13 protein-coding genes are annotated in these 18014 nt (G+C 70.8%); 4 read left to right on the top strand and 9 right to left on the bottom strand.

Annotated elements, in window-relative coordinates; all coding sequences use genetic code 11:
* Positions 1-59 precede the first annotated feature (59 nt).
* The 5 genes from ACZ6KY_RS25470 to ACZ6KY_RS25450 form a co-directional block, all read right to left on the bottom strand.
* Positions 60-3971 carry a lipopolysaccharide biosynthesis protein gene (locus tag ACZ6KY_RS25470; protein ID WP_469312595.1) on the bottom strand — a complete coding sequence of 1304 codons (3912 nt, stop codon included), beginning with the start codon at positions 3969-3971 and terminating at the stop codon, positions 60-62.
* Positions 3964-4761: a polysaccharide deacetylase family protein gene (locus ACZ6KY_RS25465; RefSeq protein WP_469312594.1), complete on the bottom strand. Its 798-nt coding sequence runs from the start codon at positions 4759-4761 to the stop codon at positions 3964-3966. The genes ACZ6KY_RS25470 and ACZ6KY_RS25465 overlap by 8 nt, the downstream gene beginning before the upstream one ends.
* Positions 4758-5771, bottom strand: coding sequence for a glycosyltransferase family 2 protein (locus ACZ6KY_RS25460; RefSeq protein ID WP_469312593.1), 1014 nt, complete (start codon positions 5769-5771; stop codon positions 4758-4760). The genes ACZ6KY_RS25465 and ACZ6KY_RS25460 overlap by 4 nt, the downstream gene beginning before the upstream one ends.
* Positions 5768-6586, bottom strand: a complete 819-nt coding sequence (locus ACZ6KY_RS25455) for a glycosyltransferase family 2 protein (protein WP_469312592.1) — start codon at positions 6584-6586, stop codon at positions 5768-5770. Before ACZ6KY_RS25455 ends, ACZ6KY_RS25460 begins: the two co-directional genes overlap by 4 nt.
* A 511-nt stretch (positions 6587-7097) precedes the next feature.
* Entirely contained in the window at positions 7098-7523 is a 426-nt protein-coding gene (locus ACZ6KY_RS25450) for a hypothetical protein (RefSeq protein ID WP_469312591.1), read from the bottom strand.
* A 410-nt stretch (positions 7524-7933) separates the two neighbouring features.
* On the opposite strand from ACZ6KY_RS25450, the gene ACZ6KY_RS25445 reads away from it, so the two are divergent.
* A complete protein-coding gene (locus tag ACZ6KY_RS25445) occupies positions 7934-8740 on the top strand; it encodes an SGNH/GDSL hydrolase family protein (RefSeq protein ID WP_469312590.1) in 807 nt (268 codons plus the stop codon).
* 98 nt (positions 8741-8838) lie between these two features.
* Here ACZ6KY_RS25445 and ACZ6KY_RS25440 read toward each other — a convergent pair whose 3' ends face one another.
* From ACZ6KY_RS25440 to ACZ6KY_RS25425, 4 genes are all read right to left on the bottom strand, one after another.
* Positions 8839-10473 carry a serine/threonine-protein kinase gene (locus ACZ6KY_RS25440; protein ID WP_469312589.1) on the bottom strand — a complete coding sequence of 545 codons (1635 nt, stop codon included), beginning with the start codon at positions 10471-10473 and terminating at the stop codon, positions 8839-8841.
* Between the two features lie 45 nt (positions 10474-10518).
* Positions 10519-12384 (bottom strand): urease accessory protein UreH domain-containing protein, encoded by a 1866-nt coding sequence (locus ACZ6KY_RS25435; protein WP_469312588.1) that lies wholly within the window; start codon positions 12382-12384, stop codon positions 10519-10521.
* On the bottom strand, positions 12381-14138 hold the full coding sequence (locus ACZ6KY_RS25430; protein ID WP_469312587.1) for a tetratricopeptide repeat protein: 1758 nt from the start codon (positions 14136-14138) through the stop codon (positions 12381-12383). The genes ACZ6KY_RS25435 and ACZ6KY_RS25430 overlap by 4 nt, the downstream gene beginning before the upstream one ends.
* Before the next feature lie 110 nt (positions 14139-14248).
* On the bottom strand, positions 14249-15787 hold the full coding sequence (locus ACZ6KY_RS25425; RefSeq protein WP_469312586.1) for a DUF4331 domain-containing protein: 1539 nt from the start codon (positions 15785-15787) through the stop codon (positions 14249-14251).
* Between the two features lie 329 nt (positions 15788-16116).
* Here ACZ6KY_RS25425 and ACZ6KY_RS25420 point away from each other — a divergent pair, with 329 nt between their 5' ends.
* From ACZ6KY_RS25420 to ACZ6KY_RS25410, 3 genes are all read left to right on the top strand, one after another.
* Complete coding sequence (locus ACZ6KY_RS25420; protein WP_469312585.1) at positions 16117-16659, top strand: sigma-70 family RNA polymerase sigma factor; 543 nt, start codon at positions 16117-16119, stop codon at positions 16657-16659.
* 55 nt (positions 16660-16714) lie between these two features.
* Positions 16715-17515: an anti-sigma factor gene (locus ACZ6KY_RS25415; protein ID WP_469312584.1), complete on the top strand. Its 801-nt coding sequence runs from the start codon at positions 16715-16717 to the stop codon at positions 17513-17515.
* Between the two features lie 115 nt (positions 17516-17630).
* A complete protein-coding gene (locus ACZ6KY_RS25410; protein ID WP_355857185.1) occupies positions 17631-17900 on the top strand; it encodes a hypothetical protein in 270 nt (89 codons plus the stop codon).
* Positions 17901-18014: the final 114 nt, after the last annotated feature.

The following is an 18014-nucleotide window of genomic DNA, read 5'->3' as shown; positions in this document are numbered from 1 at the left end:
TCCCGTTGAGCCGCATCACCCCGTACGCACGGCTCGTTGGCCGCCGTGCGGTCCGTCCGTCACTTCATCGTCAGGAACCGCTGCACCAGTGAGGCCAGCAGGACCGCCAGCAGGGGCAGCGAGAACCAGAAGCTGCTCTGCAGCCACTGCAACTGCCGTATGCCGGGCCGCACCGCGATCCGGACGATCTCCCGTGCCGTCAGCAGCACGATGAGGGCGACGGCCGCGAGGCCGCCGACGACCGACCACGGTGTCCAGGTCACCTGCGGTCCGATCGGACCGGGATCGGCCCGCGGGACCCTGCCCGCGGGCTGCTCGCGCAGCGTGTACATCGTGACGTCTTCGTTGACCAGGACCTTCTTCAGCTCCGGCCGGCCGTCGAGGTTGGTGATCAGCCTCGACTCCCAGGCCGTCGAATAGCCCACGTCCATCTCGAGGTAGACCACCTGGCTGCGGTTGATCATCAGATACGAGTTCGGGCCCGCGTCCTTGAGCGCCTTGACCAGACCGGACACCAGGACCGGGTCGACGGGCGCGAGGGTGGGCACGTACTGCACCTTCTCCATGTCCTTGGCGCCCCACGGCATCGCGGGTGTCACGTTGTCGGCGGTGTCGTTGCTCATCCACAGCAGCCGGACCGTCGGATCGTCGTGCGCGTACACGTAGTTCATGGCCGTGACCTCACCCGGCCTGATCCGCTCGAACGCCTCGTTTCCCCAACGGGCCACCAGGAAGCCGCCCATGAGGAGGAGGCCCGCCATCAGGGCGGCGATCGGGGCGAGGCTCGCCCGGTCCTCGTCGCGCTCCTTCGCGGTGGCTCCGGTACGCGGGAACAGGGCGAGTCCGGCGAGCAGGGCGGCGCCCGGGACGGCGAACATGAAGACGCGCAGGGCCATTTCGCCGCCGTACGACTGCATGCCGAAGCCGAGGAACGGGACGAAGGTCAGCACGAGCAGCGAGCGCTCGCGGTACTTGTGCTCGCGCCGCCGCCACCAGCCCCAGCAGGCGAAGACCATCAGGGAGCCGGCGAGCAGCACCCGGGTGTAGAGCACGAGCTTGTGGGTCGAACTGCCGCCCTGGATACGGCCGGAGACCGACGTCGACACATTGCTGCCGACGCCGCCGACCCCGCCGAACAGCTCGTTGAAGTGGCCCGACCAGTACGGCTCGGCCATGAAGCCGACCCAGGCGGCGACCAGGACGGCGAACAGGATGGGCAGACCGCGCAGTTCGGAGCGGCCGACGAGGACGAGGACAGCGAGGACGCCCAGCATCACGAACGGGGTGAGCTGGTGCGCCGGGACGGTGGCCGCGAACAGCCCGATCAGGATCATGAGCAGCACGGCCCGCTGCCGGCGGTCCGCAGGCTCGACCTCCGCCTCGCCAGGCCGCCGGGCCGCCCACAGCACCCGCGGCGCCCGGAACCACACCAGCAGGATCGCCACGAACATCAGGTACAGCAGATACGTGAAGCCCTGCGGGGAGAAGTAGTCCTGGCCGACCCAGCCGCAGAGAGTGAAGAACCAGATGCCCGTCCACTTGGCGCGCCAGCTCGCCCGCATCGAGCGCACGAGCAGGAACATCGGGGCCAGATAGAGGAGCTGGATGGTGAGCGGCCACCAGCGGATGACCTCGGTGAGGTCGGTGACCCCGCACGCCTTCGCGACGAACGCGGCGGCGGCGAAGAAACCGGGCCAGCTCCAGCGGGCGTCCAGGTCCGGTACGGCGGACCCTGTGCGGTCGATGTAGTCCAGGAACCCGAGGTGCTGCCAGGCGGTCGCGAACCGTGGCTCGGTCTCGATGACGGCCGGCAGCGCGTGCAGGGACACGACCGTGGCGAGCAGGGTGACCAGCAGCAGACCCCGGTGCTCGCTGTTCATCCAGAGCAGCGAGGCGAAGACCGTGACCAGCAGAGCCGCGCCGACGAGGGTGGGCAGCGGGAGCACGGAGATCAGGCCGAGGCCGCCCATGCGGGCCAGGGAACCGTCGTTGAGGCTCAGCGCGGGCACCCAGTAGAGGAGCAGCGCGGAGAACAGGAGACAGCCGAGGACGACGCCGGGCTTCGACGGGTGCAGGACGCGTCGCCGCCAGGACGGCGGCGGGTCGCCCGGCCCCTGCCGGCCGTCCGTCGCCGACGCACGGCCGACACCCGACGGCTGTGCGTCGGCGGCCGACCGGGCTTCCGCGGCCGACCGGGCCTCCGCGGCGGGTCGGGCCTCGGCGGGTGAACCGCTCGGCGTGTTCCGCGTCCCGTGTGCAGCGCTCCCGGGGTCCCGCGTCTCGAACGGGCCGTCGGCCTCCGGTGTCTCCGACGGTCCGAGCGACGCCTCCGAGCCCGGCTCGCGGGCCTCGACCGGCAGGCCCACGGACGGCTGCCGCAGCGCCCACGTCGGACGCCGCGCCGCGGGTGTCCCGCTCGGCGGGGTGCCCGGTCCAGGCCGTACGTCGGGTCTGCGTTCCTGGTGGTCGAAGTCGACGTGGACGCCGAGGGCGAGGGTGTCGGAGTCGAGGGCCCATCCTGGGCCGCGCTTCGGCTCGCGCGGGCCCGCGGTGGCGACCTCGGGCGCTCCCAGGTCCGCGAGGTCCCCGTCCGGCGCCGCGTCCTCGGGCCGCTCGGCGGGCGGGGCGGTGCGGACGATCCTGAACAGCCTGGGCGCGGCGATCGTCACGATCACCGTGAGGCTGGAGATCTCGGCGACACCCGCGCCGGTCAGGCCCATCCGGGGCAGCAGGAACACCGTGAGGCCGAGCACGAGCACGCACAACAGGCCCTGGAGATAGGCGAGTCCGGAGGTCCGGCTCTGGGCGCGCAGAACGGCGAAGTACGTCTCCATGACCACCCGCAGCAGCGCGCCGACGGCGAACAGACGCAGCAGTGGTGTCGCCGCGTGCGCGTAGCCGTCGCCGAACACGTGCAGGATGAACGGGGCGCCGAGGAAGAGCAGTCCGCACACCGGCAGCATGATCCGGGCCATGCGTTTGAGCGCGGCCCGGGTGTTGGCGGCCAGCCGTGCCGGGTCGTGCGAGCCCTCGACGGTCAGCGAGGCGCCCATGTTGATGGCGAGCAGGTTGACCGTGCCGCCTATGGTCGTGGTGATGTAGAAGTACGCGTTGTCGGCGGAGCTCACCTGCGAGGCCACGATCACCGGGACGAGATAGACGACGGCGAGCGAGAACAGGGAGCCGGTGTAGTCACCGGCGAGGAAGCGGCCGATCTCCTTGAGCGACGGCGGTTTCGCGTGCTCCTTCGTCGCTTTCATGTGCCGGGGGACGAGCCGCCGGAACACCAGCAGCCCGAGCGGCACCACCGACAGGGCGATGGCGGCCACCCAGGAGACGAAGACGCCCGACGTGGGGATCGCGGCGGCGAGTCCGACCAGCAGCACCAGCTTCACCGCGGAGAACACGGTGTTGCCCACCGGCACCCACAGCGCGCTGCGCAGCCCTGTCAGCACGCCGTCCTGGAGTGTCAGCAGCGACCAGGCGACGACCGCGATGACGAACCCGAGCCCGTGGAGCGTGCCGTGCAGGAAGCGGTACGAGGGCCCCCAGGCGTTCAGGGTGAGCAGGAAGATCCCGGCGGCCACCGCCACGACCACCGAACTACCCGCGTACGTACGGAAGATGAGCCGTCCGGTGGCCCGCCCCGCGACCGGGATGAAGCGGGCGAGCGCACCCGTCAGCGTCACCGCGGTCACACCGGCGAGGAGCTTCATCGCGGCGATCGCGGCGGAGCCCTGACCGACCGCCGCGTCGGTGTAGTAGCGGGCGGCGAGCAGCCAGTACCCGAGCCCGAGCACCGCGGAGATCCCGGTGTTGAGCATCAGGGCGTAGGCGTTCCGGAACAGCTGGCTTCCCCCGTCGGCCCCCTTGCCGCCCCGGCCGGGCAGCCGGAGGCGGCGGCCCGGCCGCTGCTCGGGTGCCTCGGTCGTGGGCGTGGAAGCCTGGGTCGTGGTGGTCGTGTCAGACACGGGAACGGATGGCCTTCCGGCGGACCTGTCGTGCTCTTCGGACCATGGCGTACCCCTTGGTGAGGGCGCGGTCCCGGGCGAAGGTACGGGTGATCGCGCGGCCCTCGACCAGCCGCTCGAACTCCTCGATACCGGTCGTGCGACGCACGGTGACGCGCTGCAGGGCGTAGGGGCCCTGACGGCGGTGTGCGAGACCGTTGCCGACGGCGAGCGACTGGGCGAACCCGGCCTCGCGCACCGTACGGCGCACCCGTGGGCTGGAGTAGCCGTACGGGTACGCGAACGACACCGGGCGGGCGCCCAGTTGGTCGGCGATGATCTCCTTGCAGCGCAGCAGCTCGAACCAGAGCGCGTCGTCCGCGATCTGGTCGAGCTGCGGATGGGTGTGGCTGTGCCCGCCGATCTCCATCTGCTCGCCCGCGAGTCTGCGCACCTGGTCCCAGCCGAGCATGGCGTCGAGGCCGCCCCCGGTGTCGTACGCGCCCCTGATCCACCCCGTCGAGACGAACAGGGTGGACGCGAAGCCGTACTTGGCGAGGGCGGGCAGTCCGTGCAGGTGCACGCCCGCGTAGCCGTCGTCGAAGGTGATCAGGACGGGGCGCGCGGGCAGCGGGCCGCCCGAGCGCCAACTCGACGCCAGCCGGGCGGTGTCGAGAGGTGTGAACCCGCGGTCGTCGAGCAGTGCCATCTGCTCGGCGAACGCCTCGGGGGAGACGGACAGTGCCCGGGTCGCGTCGCTCGGCGAGCGTGCGATCGAGTGGTACATCAGGATCGGTACCGGTTCGCTCATGCCGCCGCCCCCTCGTCGTCCGCCGCCCCCTCGACCGCCGTGACGGAGACCACGGAGAACGTGGCCCCGCTCCGGCGGGCCCGGATGCTCCCGAGTACGTACCCCCCGGCCGCCGTCAGCACCCCGGCGACGATCGCGCCCGCGCGGCCCGCGCCGCCGGGCCGGGCCAGGGCGGCGTCCCGCAGTCCGCGCAGCACGCCGGCCGGCAGTACCCGGGTCGAGTAGCGCCGCTCCGACTCAAGTCCCTTGTCGGCACCGACACTTCGGGCGACCAGGGCTTTGGACAGGCCTTCGGCGTAGGCGCGGGTACGGAAGTAGCCGAAGTGCTCGCGGGCCTCGGGCACCCGGTGATGGATGACCGCGCGGTCGTCGATCAGCAGGATCGCGTCCGGCCGGGCACGGGTGAGGCGGATGCACAGCTCCGTCTCCTCGCAGCCCAGCGGGCGCTTGTCGCCGTCGCGGCCGATGCCGGTCGCGAAGCCGCCCGCCGCGTCGAACGCCGTCCGCCGGAAGGAGGCGTTGCCGCCGAGGACGTTGCGGACCCGGACGCGGCCCGGTGGCAGCCCCTTGTACGTGCAGCCCACCACCCAGTCGAACTCCTCGGGAAACCAGGCCGGACGGCGGCCCGACGCCCAGATCGGCATCGTACGGCCGCCGACGGCCATGACCCGCGGATCGGCGTAGCCCTCGGCGAAGCGCAGCAGCCAGTCCCGTTCGGCGACGGCGTCGTCGTCGAGGAACGCGATGACGGACCCGTGCGAGGCGGCGATCCCGGTGTTGCGGCCGGCGGACAGACCGCGGGGGCCCGCGTTGGCGAGCACCCGCACCCCGTCGGTCTCCTTGTGCTCCCGGCGCAGCCGCTCCAGGAGGACGGTGTTGTGGTCCACGACCAGCAGCGTCTCCAGGGCGGGCAGGGACTGCGCCCGCACCGAGGAGACCGCCGCGAGGATGTCCTCCCAGCGGTCCTCGGTGTAGACGCAGATCACCACGGAGATGTCCTGCGTGCTCAAGACACCTCTCCCCGGCCGGAGTCGAGCTGGGCGGCGTGCGGCGTGCGGCGCAGCGCGCGCCGGTTGGAGCGTTCCTTGAGGATCACCTTGAGCACCCGCAGCCCGTCGCGTACGGCGCGCAGATTGCTCGTGCCGTGGATGCGGAGGTACTCGTGGCTCGGTATCTCCTGCACTTTGAGCCCTGCCTTGACCACCCGGATGTTCATCAGGGTCTCGACCTCGAAGCCCGTGCAGTCGAGCTCGATCTTGTCGAGGCAGTGCCGCCAGAACGCGTTGTACCCGTAGCAGAGGTCGGTGTAGCGGGCGCCGAACTTGGCGTTGACGGTCGCGCAGAGCACGCGGTTGCCGAGCTTGCGGATCGGTGTCATGTCGGACGTGCCGCCGCCGTTCGCGAACCGCGAGCCCTTGGCGAAGTCGGCCCCGGACACCAGCGCGGAGACGTACGACACGATCTCGTGGCCGTCGGCCGAGCCGTCCGCGTCGACCATCACGATGATGTCGCCGGTGCACGCCTCGAACCCGGTGATCAGGGCGTCGCCCTTGCCTTTTCCGCGTTGCTCGACGACCTTGACGTCGGGCCACAGGTCGCGGGCCACTTCGACGGTGTTGTCGGTGGAGTTGCCGTCGACCAGGACCACTTCGTGGATCCACGAGGGAAGGGTCTTGAAGACGTAGGGGAGATTCTCCGCCTCGTTCATGGCGGGAATCACGACACTCACCGGTGGCGCGATGGCCAGGTGAGATGAGATGGGCCGGTATGTGGCGGCCACTGACGGATCATCGCCCGAGATGGCTGGGCGCAGGACTGAGCTCATGAGTCTGGTCCCTCTCGTCCGGTGGACCGCCCGCCCCTGGGCGGTCCGGCTCTTTGTCCGGTTCGAAAGGGGGGTTCTCACTGACGGCACGCTGAAATGGATCTCCGTGCATGCCGGGTGAGCTGGCAAAGCTGGCCGGCTCCGAAAAGAGGAGCCGGTCGCGCGGCACGACTCGGCACAGGTCTGGCCACCGAGTACGGCACCCCCCAACCGCGCCCCGCTCCGGCAACCATCGCGGTCCTTGAGCCCTCCCCTAGAGCCGCTGATGATGGACCGATGCGGGTGAGATGTACGACGGTATTGACGATTGAGTCTGTATGGCAAGGCCTGGAACGAGGCCTCACGTTTTTGTTGGTTTGACCGTTACTCAACGCCTCGAACGGATTTCTCCCATCCGTTTGAGGGTCCCGCGGGCCGGCTCGAACGGCTCCGGCCGGGTGTCACCACCCACCCCTCGGGCGCGCGGAAGTGCCGCGTCCTCGGGGAATCCTTGGCTTTTCGGCCCTGGTCGTCAGGGCGTTCGTCCGCCTGTCCTGCGGTCGCGCCGCCGGCGCACCGACGCCAGCAGGAGAATCAGCGAACTGAGCGCGGCCACCGTCACGATCCCGCCGGGAACCGACCACTGGTGGACGGCGATCATGCCCTGGGCCACCAGCATGTCCAGGGTGACCGCGCCGGCGAGGGACGCGAGGACGCGTCCGAAGGGTTCCAGCCCGCGCAGCGCGGCCCCGATGGCGGCCGACGGCGCCGCGAGCAGGAAGAACAGGGTGAACGGGCCGCGCAGGGGTGAGTCCACGTCGGCGAGCGCCAGAAGCGCGCCGACGCCCCCGACCACGGTCGCGGCACCCGCGAGCAGCGGCGGGAGGTCCCTCCCCGGACCTTTCCGCGACCGCTCGGCGGTGTCGGATGAAGATGTCTTGATGCGTATGGCCTGCATTGGCGACTTTGCCCCCCGAAGCGCCGGATGCCGGACTTCAATGTGGCGCAGCGGTCCTGTGGACGTCAAGACGCGGACGGCGTTCCCGGGGTTTCTGGCCGCCTTTTGAACGCGCGCTTCCGGAGTTGACGCATTCCTTCGGTAACTGCGGTGCGGAACACCGGAGTTGAGGGCCGTGAACGGTTTCGCCGAGCCGTGTGCGTGAAACCGGGTCGGCCTCCAGGGAGTTGACGGACCGTCGTTCCGTGTCATCCGACTGTCATCTAACTGTCATGGACATGTAGCGAAATAAGTGATGAACGGGGTCGGATCCGGCGGCTGATGCCTAAGAGTCTTGGCATGGACACTTCCTGTCAACACGCGTAGCTGCTACCAAAGTTGTGGCAGAGATCCTGCTAAAGGGAGGTTCCATGAAACGTCCCAGATTTTCGGCATCCGTGACCTCATTCCTCCTCGCCGTCGGCCTCGCCCTCACCGGGGCAGCCGCGGCGCAGGCGCAAACCGCGGCGGCCACCGGCTACGTGGCTCTCGGTGACTCCTACTCCTCCGGTGTCGGCGCAGGGAGCTACATCAGCTCCAGCGGCGACTGCGATCGCAGCACGAAGGCGTACCCCTACCTCTGGAACGCCGCGCATTCACCCTCGTCGTTCGACTTCACCGCTTGCTCAGGCGCTCGTACGGGTGATGTCACGGCGAATCAGCTCGGCCCGCTCAGCTCCTCCACGGGCCTCGTCTCGATCACCATCGGCGGCAACGACGCCGGCTTCTCCGACGTCATGACGACCTGTGTCCTGCAGTCCGAGAGCACCTGCCTCGCCCGCATCGCCACGGCGAAGGCGTACGTCGACTCCACGCTCCCCGGCAACCTCGACTCCGTCTACTCGGCGATCAGCGCGAAGGCCCCGGCCGCCCATGTGGTCGTCATCGGCTATCCCCGCTTCTACAAGATCAACGGCAGCTGCGTGACCGGACTCTCGGACACCGAACGGTCCGCGATCAACGGCGCGGCCGACTATCTGGACAGCGCGATCGCTCAGCGTGCCGCCGCCCACGGCTTCACCTTCGCCGACGTCAGGGGCAACTTCACCGGCCACGAGATCTGCTCCAGTGCCGTCTGGCTGCACAGCCTCAACTGGCTGGACATCGGCGAGTCGTACCACCCGACCGCGACCGGCCACTCCGGTGGCTATCTGCCGGCCTTCTCCGGAGCCGTCTGACCTCCGGGCCCCCACCCCGGAACCCTTCGAGAAACCACCTGTCCCCGCCAGGGAGCACGTCCGTCCTGCCGGGGACATCGTCAGCCCCGCAAGCCCCGTCAGGGGGACGCGGACACGGAAGCGGAGGCCCCGTCCGTCGGGGTCTCCGTCACACAGGTGATGGTGAACGGAACGGAGTCGGAGGTCCCTCGGACCGGGCTGCGCACCTCCACGCTGATCGCGTTGGCGAACTCCCCGCTCGTGTCGTACGTCGTCGCCACCACCGTCCTCTGCTGTGTTCTGCCGCCGCCCGCGGGGAACGAGAGCGTCTTCCAGCTCGGATCGGTCACGTGACCGGTCTGCGTCACCCAGCGGTACTCGACATCCACCGGGACGCGCCCCACCGTGAACGTCACCGTGAACGAGGGAGCCTCCGCGCCGGGCGGCGGACAGCTGCCCCTGTAGTCGGTGTGGTGACCCGAGAGCGTCACCTGTACCGACTGCGCGGGCGGAGCGCTGGTCGAACCACCGCCACCGGAAGCGCTGTTGGAGGGACTCCCGCCCCCGCTCGCACCGGCCGTGGCACTGTCGCTCTTCTTGCCGCCCGAGGTCCCACCGCCGTCGGTGGTGCTGCCGCTGCTGTTCCCCTGCCCGCTGTTCCCGGCGTTTCCGTTGTCCCGGTTCAGCAGGGCGTACGTCAGCCCGCCGAGGGCGAGTGCCAGCGCGACCAGGCCCGCGATCAGGGCGACGGCCGCGCGGCGATTGCGGTCGGGCTCCGCCCTGGAGGTGGCCGCGGGGACGGTCACCGGAGGCGGGCCGAACCCCTGGGGCGGTGTCGGCGAGGCCGGTGACGGCTGGTTGAACGCCCCGATCGTCGGCGCGTCGGAACCGAGGGGTACGGCGCCCATGGGCCGGGTCGGCGGCGTCCCGCCCGCCGCGACCACGCGCAGCTGGTGCTCGGCCGACTCCGCGCCCGTCCGCTCGGCCGGGTCCTTGGCGAGCAGCCCTTCGATGACGGGGGCGAGCTGACCCGCCCGACGGGGCACCGGCAGCGGTTCGTCGACGATGGCCCGCAGGGTGCTCAGCGGAGTGTTCTGCCGGAAGGGCGAGTTGCCCTCGACCGCCGCGTACAGCAGCACCCCGAGCGACCACAGGTCCGACTCGGGCCCGGGGGTGCGTCCCAACGCCCGCTCCGGCGCCAGGAATTCGGGCGATCCGATGACCTCGCCCGTCATGGTCAGGGCCGAACTGCCCTCGACCGTCGCGATCCCGAAGTCGGTCAGGACGACCCGACCGTCGTTCGCCATCAGGACGTTGCCCGGTTTCACGTCCCGGTGCAGCACCCCCGCCTCGTGCGCGGCACGCAGCGCCGCGAGCACCTCGGCGCCGATGTGGGCGGCGCGCTGCGGCGTCAACGGCCCCTCGGCGTCCAGCAGATCGGAGAGCGCGATGCCGCGGATCAGCTCCATCACGATCCAGGGCCGGCCGTCCTGCGTAGCTACGTCGTACACCGTCACGACGTTGCGGTTGGAGATACGGGCTGCCGCCCACGCCTCCCGTTCCAGGCGCGCGTACATCCGCTCGACCTCGGACGTCGGAAGCCCGGCCGGGGCGCGGACCTCCTTCACGGCGACCTCGCGTTGCAGCACTTCGTCGCGGGCGCGCCACACCGTTCCCATGCCGCCTTCGCCCAAGGGCGAGAGCAGCCGGTAGCGCCCCGCGATCACACGTTCACTGCCCGGATCTTCGGACACGTGCGTCCCCCATTCGCATCCGCGCGATTTCTCCCCAAAAGTAGCTCAGCCGAGTACGGATGCCGCCCCCTTGAGTACCAATCCGGCCCCCAGGGCCACGACGATCAACGCCGATCCCAGGGGCGCGGTCCTGCGGATCAGGAGAACGACGCGCCCCTCGGCCCACCGCCGGCGCCCGGCCAGGGCCCGGTTGACCCCGGTGCCGAGCTTGACGACGGCGAACCCGGCCGCCGTCAGCGTGAGGGCGAGCCCGACCCCGTACGCGAGAACGAGAAGCAGGCCGAACCAGGCCTGTCCGAGCGCCGCGGCGCCCACGAGCACGACGACCGCCGACGGACTGGGGACCAGCCCACCGGCGAAGCCGAGCAGGATCGTCCCGCGGAGGGTGGGCGCGATCTCGTGGGTGTGGGTGAAGCCGCCGTGGGTGTGTTCGAGGGCGGAGGAGCGGGAGGTTCTGCCGGAGCGGTGGTCGTGCTCGTGCTCGGGCTCGTGGCTGTGGTCGTGCGGGTTCGGGTGGTCGTGGAGTTGGGCTGCGGTCGCGGTCGAGGTGGGAGCGCTGGTCGTCACGGACGCGGTGGCGTGAGCGAGTACCAGGGGGCGCACGGGGTGGTCGGCGTGCCGGTGCGGAGCGGCCACGTGGTCGTGGTCATGTTCGTGGTCGTGTGTGCGCGGGGCGGGCGCGTGGTCGTGGTCGTGCGAGTGGCCCGGTCCGTGGTCGTGCGAGTGGTCATGGGCCGGGGCCCGGTCCCGGCCGTGCTCGTGCGCGGATTCGTGGGTGTGGCCGTGGTCGTGCGTGTGGCCCGTGCCGTGCGGATGTGCGTGATCGTGTGGGTGCCCGTGGTCCTGCGAGTGCGCGTGGTCGTGCCCGTGTCCGGGGGGCCGGTTGCGCCAGGCCCGCCGCAGGAGCGTCGTGCCCGCCACGGTGACCAGGACGCCGCTGGACACGCCCAGCCAGGCGATCACGGAGGGGGTCGCCGCCGAGCCCGCGGTGACCAGCAGGCCGAGCGCGACGACCCCGAGGGTGTGTGTGACCGTCACCGAGGCGGCCAGCGGCAGCACGTCCTTCAGCCGGGCCCGGCCCCCGCGCGCCGCCGCCGTCGCGGCCATCAGGGTCTTGCCGTGGCCCGGCGCGAGCGCGTGCATCGCGCCCAGGCCGACGGAGATGACCAGGGCCAGCGCGGCGAAGCCGAAGGTGAGGTGATGACGGGCCACCAGGTTGTTCAGGGCCTGGGTCCAGCGGTCGGCGCCGCGTGGGAGTACGGAGGCGGCCGGAGCGTCGCGCCGTTCCTCGACGAGGGCGGGGCCGCCGGGGCGGATCCGCAGCGACGCGGTGGCGGTGTCGGCGGGCGAGGAGAGCAGTGCCTTGGGGTACTTGGTCAGTTCCGCCGACACCGACTTCTTCGCTACGTCCGAGGAGGTGAGCGTCATCCGGTCGCCACGGGCGGTGATCTCGCGCCAGCCGGGCCCCCGGTCGGCGCCCGCGCTGTGGAAGCCCACGGTGACCGTGCCCTTGCTCGGCAGGGGCGCCGTCAGCCGGCACTCCACGCGCAGGGTGTTGAGCCCCGCCTGGCCCGGCCGCAGCTGTGCTCGGCTCGCGCCCGCGGTGAGCGCCACCGCCCGCCCGCCGACGGTGACCTCGCTGCCCCGCGCCGCGGTCTCGCACCGCTGCCGGGCCCAGTCGGCCATACCGAGCCTCTTGATGTCGGGCTTGGCCTGGGTGGCGGGGATCTCGGCCAGGTCCTCGACGTGATCGACGCGCAACTGCCCCGGGGCGGCGACGAGTCCGTCGTACCGGTTGACGGTGAAGTTGCCGAGCGGATGCGCGCTCGCCTGTCCGGAGGGGACCAGCACGAGTGCGCAGGCCGCGGTCAGGATCGTTCCGCAGACGGCGAGGAACCGGGGCGCCCTCACCGCGCGGCCTTCAGCGCCGTACGGGCTTTGGCGGCGCCCAGCGGCGAGAATCCCGGGTTCAGGTCCAGGGCCGCCTTCAGGGCGGTGCGGGCCTTGTCGGTGTGGCCGTTGGCCTGCTCGATGACGCCGAGGTGGTAGAGGAAGGACGCGTTGTGGTACCCCGTCGCCGTGGCCTCACGGGCGTACGGCAGGGCCTTTGCGTCGTGGCCCGACACATGCAGTGCCCAGCCGAGCGCGTCCGCGGTGTGCACGGTGTGCCGGCGGGCCCACTCGGCGCGGGCCGCCTGGAGCGCGGCCTTGTGGTCGCCGTGGTCGGCGGCGGCCAGCGCGGTGTCGAGGTCGGCGTTGACGCCGTAGGCGTGGGCGAGGGAGATCCAGGCGTTCACCAGCGTGTACTGGTCGTGGGCCTTCCGCACGTCGCCGGCCGCGCCACGGGCCTCGTACAACTCGCCCAGTTCGACCAGGGGTTGCGGAAGCGGGTAGCGCTGGACGACCTGCTCCATCCCCTTGATCGCGGTCGCGCGGTCGCCCAGCGCGGCCTGGGTGCGGGCCCGGCCTTCGAGGGCGGGGAGATAGCTGTCGTCGGCGGCGAGCGCCCGCGCGTAGTACGTGAGGGCCGAGTGGTACTCGCCCTGGTTCCAGGCCAGTTGGCCGAGCGCGGACGTCACGTACGAGATGTCACCGCGGCTGGTCGCCGTCGCGAGCGCCTGCCGCAGGACCCGGCGGGCGGTCTTCACATCGCCGCGCAGCTCGTGCACATAGGCGTACCGGGTGAAGACGGGGACGCCGGGCCGCCGGGAGTCCGCCAGGTCGGCCGCCTTCGACGCCTCGTCGTAACGGCCGAGTTCGACGAGCGCGTCGATACGGGAGGACAGCGCGCGTTCGCTGTAGGGGTTCTGCTTCAGCGCGAGGTCCGCGTACTTCAGGGCGCCGGCGAAGTCGTGCCGGGCGGCGGCGAGGGCGGCCTGCCCGGCGAGCGCGGGGTCGTAGTCGGGGCGCAGCTTCAGGGAGCGGTTGAGAGCTTCCTGTGCCTGCGGATAGCGGGAGGGGTCGCCCTTGGTGCGGGCCTGTTCGACGTAGGCGAGGCCCAGTGTCGCCCAGCCGCTGAAGTCCTTCGGCTGGACGCGGAGTTGGGCCTGGAGGGAGAGGATGCTCGCGTCGAGGTCGCCGCTCGCGAGCAGTTGCGGTGACACGCCGTTGGACACGGCCGCGACGGCGGGAGTCGTCGCGCCGTCCCGCAGGGCCCCGAGCACCACCGCGCCCGCCGTCATGGCGACGGCCAACGCGGCGGCGCAGAAGCCGAGTTGAGCGGCCCGCCAGCGACGCTGCGACTGCGACAGCCGTCGCACGGCGGCCACCCGTTCGTCTCGTTCGTCGGCCACGTCCGCGACACCCGCGGTGTCCTCGTCGGCGCCGACCGGTGAGGTGTCCTCGCCGGACGCGGCCGGCGCGGTGTCCTCGGCGGAAGCGGCTTCGCCGGTGTCCTTGCCGGACGCCGCTTCTCCGGTGTCCTCGACGGGCGTTGGCTCCGAGGTGCCCGTGTCGCGCACCGTCACCTCGATGGCCTTGACGTTCTCGATGTCCTTGATGTCTTCGACGTCGGTGTCGGTGTTCTCACGGGGCGCGGTGCCCGTGGTGTCCTCGGCCGGCGTTGCTTCCGCGGTGTTCTCGGCGGGCGTGGCCCCCACGGTGCTCTCGTCGGGCGTGGCCGTCTCGGCCTCCGGCGTCGCGTTGTCGTTCGTACGCGGGGACATGCCCTCTCCTCAAAGTCCTTGGCGGAACGGTCGTTGTGGGGGATGGGGCGGCGCGGCCCGCACCGTGGGGGGTTGAACTGCGTGCGGGCCGCGCCAGTCGGTGAGCCGGGTCAGTAGGCCCGGTTGTACATCCGTCGGCGCCACCACAGCAGACCGGAGCCGATGAGCAGGATGCCGGCGGCGCCCGCCGCGGCGGAGCCCGCGATCAGCACGGTGTCGGTCCCGCCGCCGGAGGTCCCGGCGGGCTGGAGCGCGTCGCCGAGCTGGCTGCGGACGTCGGTCCCGCTGGTCGTGCCCTTGGCGAGCGCGCCGCGCGAACCCGAGGTCGGTTCGGCCACGTACGGGAACGACTTCTCGAAGCTCTTGTCGTTCTTGTCGACCGCGTCGCCCAAGTCGTTCTTGGAACCGACGAGTTCACCCTCGACGACCTGGAGCGAGGCGTCGATCACGTCGTCGGTGAGCCGGCGTCCGTTCGGGAAGCCCGCGTTGTCGCCGTCGAGCACACCGAGCCGCTTGGGGTGCATGGAGGGCTTGATCGAGGTGTTGAGGCGCAGTTCCTCCGCCGGACGCACGTGGGGCGGCTGGTTGAGGCCCTTCACGCCCTTCAGGAACACGTCGACCAGGTCGTTGCGGGGCTCGGCCGGGGCCTTGATCTTGTAGATCGACTCGATGAGCTTCGGCAGCTCGGGGTTGGTCACGTTCTTCAGGAACTGACCGTCGTCCCAGGGCGCGGACGCGTTGAACTTGTCCTTGTCCTTCTGCGGGTTGACGACCTCGTTGACCAGCGGCATGCCGAGCCGGGAGACCTGGCGGTACTGGCCGCGGGCGTCCTTGCGCTGCGTGGTGGACCAGATGCCGACGATCGGCTGGCCGGCCGACTCGCGGATCATGTCGTTCGGGACCTGCAGGGCTATGGAGTTGACGTTGTAGCCCTTGAGGGTGTCCCGTCCGACCTCGGTCAGGTTCCCGCCGTACAGCAGGTCGAAGACGCGCAGGTCCAGGAAGAACGGGTCGTCCGCCTGGCCGGCGAACGTCGTCGCGCCGCCCGCGGCCTTGGACACCGCCTGGTAGCGCAGCTTGGCGTAGTCCGGCATCGACGCCTTGCCCACGTTGGACGGAGCGACCGGAACGTCGTCCGCGATCTTGGTCTTCGACACCAGCCTCTGGTTGTGCAGTCGCAGCACGTCGATGTCGTACGTCTGCGTGATGTTCAGGTCGGGGTCGTCGAGGCTGGTGACCGGACCCGTGTTGTAGAGGAAGGTGTTGCCGTTCTTGCGGTGCGTCTTGAAGGTGTAGCGGTAGATCAACTCGCCCTGTGCGTCACCGTTGTTGTCGATGTGGATGTCGTACTGGGCGTCGTCGGCGAACGTGTAGAAGTTCGGGCCGCCGGCGGGCTCCTCGAAGGGAATCCAGTTCGCCACGATCGTCGTCGTGTTGGGCTTGTCCGGGCTGACGAACGCGTAGACGTCCGTGTTGTCGTACTGCGGAGTGCCCGAGATGAGCGGGGCCTCCCGGTGGCTGGAGGCGGAGGCCGCCCCCGGTACCAGCGCGGTCATGCCGGCGGCTACGAGCCCCCCGGCGGCCAGCGCACCACATACGAGGGTCGCGAGAGTCCTGCGTCCCACGCCGCTCCTGGAGATAGGTGTCATGCCGTCCGTCCTCTGTCCAACTTGCCTGACGCACGCCATTCGGAGCGGTCGCCGGGGTGGATTGGTCGAATCCCAAACGTGTTTACGGCGGTTCTCTCGGCTTGTTTCATCGGCGGTCCCGTTTCTTTGGCGCCGGCCCGCGAACCGGTCGGCGGGGGACTCGCGAACCGGCCACCCGCGAACACGCGAACCGGCCACCCGTGAGCACGCGAACTGATCAGCGGAGGACACGCGTTTTCGGCTCCCCGATCCGTAACCCATCCGTAGACAGGTTCGCTGCGAAGACGTAGGGGAAAGGACGGGCCGTGCACGGCCGGAGAGGGGGACGGGTGGAGGCTGACGAACTACTGGTGCTGGTGGCCGGAGGCGACCAGAAGGCGTTCGAGGAGCTGTACGGACTGGTGTCCGGGCCGGTGTTCGGACTGGTGCGCCGCGTGGTGCGGGACCCCGCGCAGTCGGAGGAGGTGTCGCAGGAGGTCCTGCTCGAACTCTGGCGCTCCGCGGCGCGGTTCGACCCCGGACGCGGCAGCGCCCTGTCCTGGATCCTCACCCTCGCGCACCGCCGCGCCGTCGACCGGGTGCGCAGCGCCCGCGCGGCCAGCGAGCGCGAGCAGCGCGAGGGGCGGCGCAACCACCACCCCGCCTTCGACCAGGTCGCGGAGGAGGTCGAGGCCGGGCTCGAACGCGAGTGGGTCCGCCGCTGCCTCGACCGGCTCACCGCCCTGCAACGCCAGTCCGTCACCCTCGCCTACTACGACGGCTACACCTACCGTGAGGTCGCCGAGCGGCTCTCCCTGCCCCTCGGCACCGTCAAGACCCGTATGCGCGACGGGCTCACCCGCCTGCGTGAATGCCTGGGAGGGGTCGCGTGAACGTCGACGACCGCCCGCCCGGCCACGATCCGCACGGAAGAGAGAGGGGTGCCGTATGAGCGTCCTCGACCGACTGCTGGGCCGCGATCTGCACTCCCTCGCCGCTCCCTACGCCCTCGACGCGCTGGGAAGCGACGAGCGGCGCCGCTTCGAACGCCATCTGAAGGGCTGTGACCGTTGTGCCGAGGAAGTGCGGGCGTTGACCGAGGACGCCGTACGGCTCGCCTGGTCCACGGCGGCGTCCCCGCCGGCCGCGCTGCGCGAGCGCGTGCTGACCGCCGTACGGACGACACCTCAGGAACCGGCCGCCCGGGACCTGCCCCGAGACCTGCCCCGGGTACGGGCCGCTCATCAGCCCACGCGCGCGCGTGCCCCCCGGCTCCGCCCGTTCTTCGCCCCGCTCGCCACCACCACGGCCGCGGCGGCCCTCGTCGTCGCCTCGCTGTTCGCGGTGCAGGCGACCCAGGCGCGGGACGATCTGGACCGGGAGCGCGCCCAGGCGCGTGAGATCGCCCACGTTCTCGCGGCGCCCGACGCGCGCGCGACCGGTGACCGGGACGCGCGAGGGCGCGGAATCGGAGTGGTGGCCTCCGCGTCGGAGCGGAGCGCCGTCGTGACACTGAGCGGACTCGGCACTCCTCCGGGCGGGCGTGTCCATCAGCTGTGGCTCATGCGCCCCAACGAGAAACCGCGTTCTCTCGGCCTCTTCGACGGCGACACGCCCCTCGTCGCCGACGGACTGAATACGAACGCGACGTCACTCGCAGTGACTGTCGAGCCTCACGGGGGCTCAGAACAGCCCACTACCACGCCGGTTGTCCAACTCGCCCTGGAAACGGTTGGATTCGGAGAGTAATCGTCAACCCCCTTATGGGGAAGGTGAATCCTTTGTCCGAGATACACGCGCGCCACGAGGGGGCGATAGGGTTAGTCTGCCCGGGCCGGGTGGACTTGTACGGGTGGGGAGTGACATGGAACAGATAACAGTGCGCAGCAGGGCACGCGTCCCTGCGATCACGTGCGGGAGCAGCGCGACCAGTTCGCGCCTCGACCGTCATCTCGCGGTGCTCGGTGGCCCTGCCATACCGCAGCGCGAGACGCTCGAGGCGACGTCACTGATGCGTGAGCTCACGGCGCGTGACACCGCGCACGACAGCGACTCCCGGGGTGCGCGGATGCGGCGGGTCTCGCTCTTCGCGCCGCTCAGGCGGCTGCGCCGTTCGCTGTTCGGCGACCGCTGAGCGGCTCTCGGCACCGGCCTTTCCCGACCCGCGCTCCGGCGACTCCACCGCCCCGGCGCAGCGCTGCCCTTCCGCGTCCGTCATCCCCACGGCGGGCAGCGGCGCCCGGTGGTC

Source organism: Streptomyces sp. NPDC042002, from assembly GCF_055588305.1.
Note: the sequence above shows the minus strand (reverse complement) of the source record. Positions and strands in the feature narration are given on the sequence as shown.

Coding starts and splice junctions, on each gene's coding strand:
- ACZ6KY_RS25450 (WP_469312591.1), bottom strand. CDS start 7,523: ATGCAGGCCATACGCATCAAGACATCTTCATCCGACACCGCCGAGCGG.
- ACZ6KY_RS25465 (WP_469312594.1), bottom strand. CDS start 4,761: ATGAGCGAACCGGTACCGATCCTGATGTACCACTCGATCGCACGCTCG.
- ACZ6KY_RS25425 (WP_469312586.1), bottom strand. CDS start 15,787: ATGACACCTATCTCCAGGAGCGGCGTGGGACGCAGGACTCTCGCGACC.
- ACZ6KY_RS25430 (WP_469312587.1), bottom strand. CDS start 14,138: ATGTCCCCGCGTACGAACGACAACGCGACGCCGGAGGCCGAGACGGCC.
- ACZ6KY_RS25415 (WP_469312584.1), top strand. CDS start 16,715: ATGAGCGTCCTCGACCGACTGCTGGGCCGCGATCTGCACTCCCTCGCC.
- ACZ6KY_RS25410 (WP_355857185.1), top strand. CDS start 17,631: ATGGAACAGATAACAGTGCGCAGCAGGGCACGCGTCCCTGCGATCACG.
- ACZ6KY_RS25445 (WP_469312590.1), top strand. CDS start 7,934: ATGAAACGTCCCAGATTTTCGGCATCCGTGACCTCATTCCTCCTCGCC.
- ACZ6KY_RS25455 (WP_469312592.1), bottom strand. CDS start 6,586: ATGAGCTCAGTCCTGCGCCCAGCCATCTCGGGCGATGATCCGTCAGTG.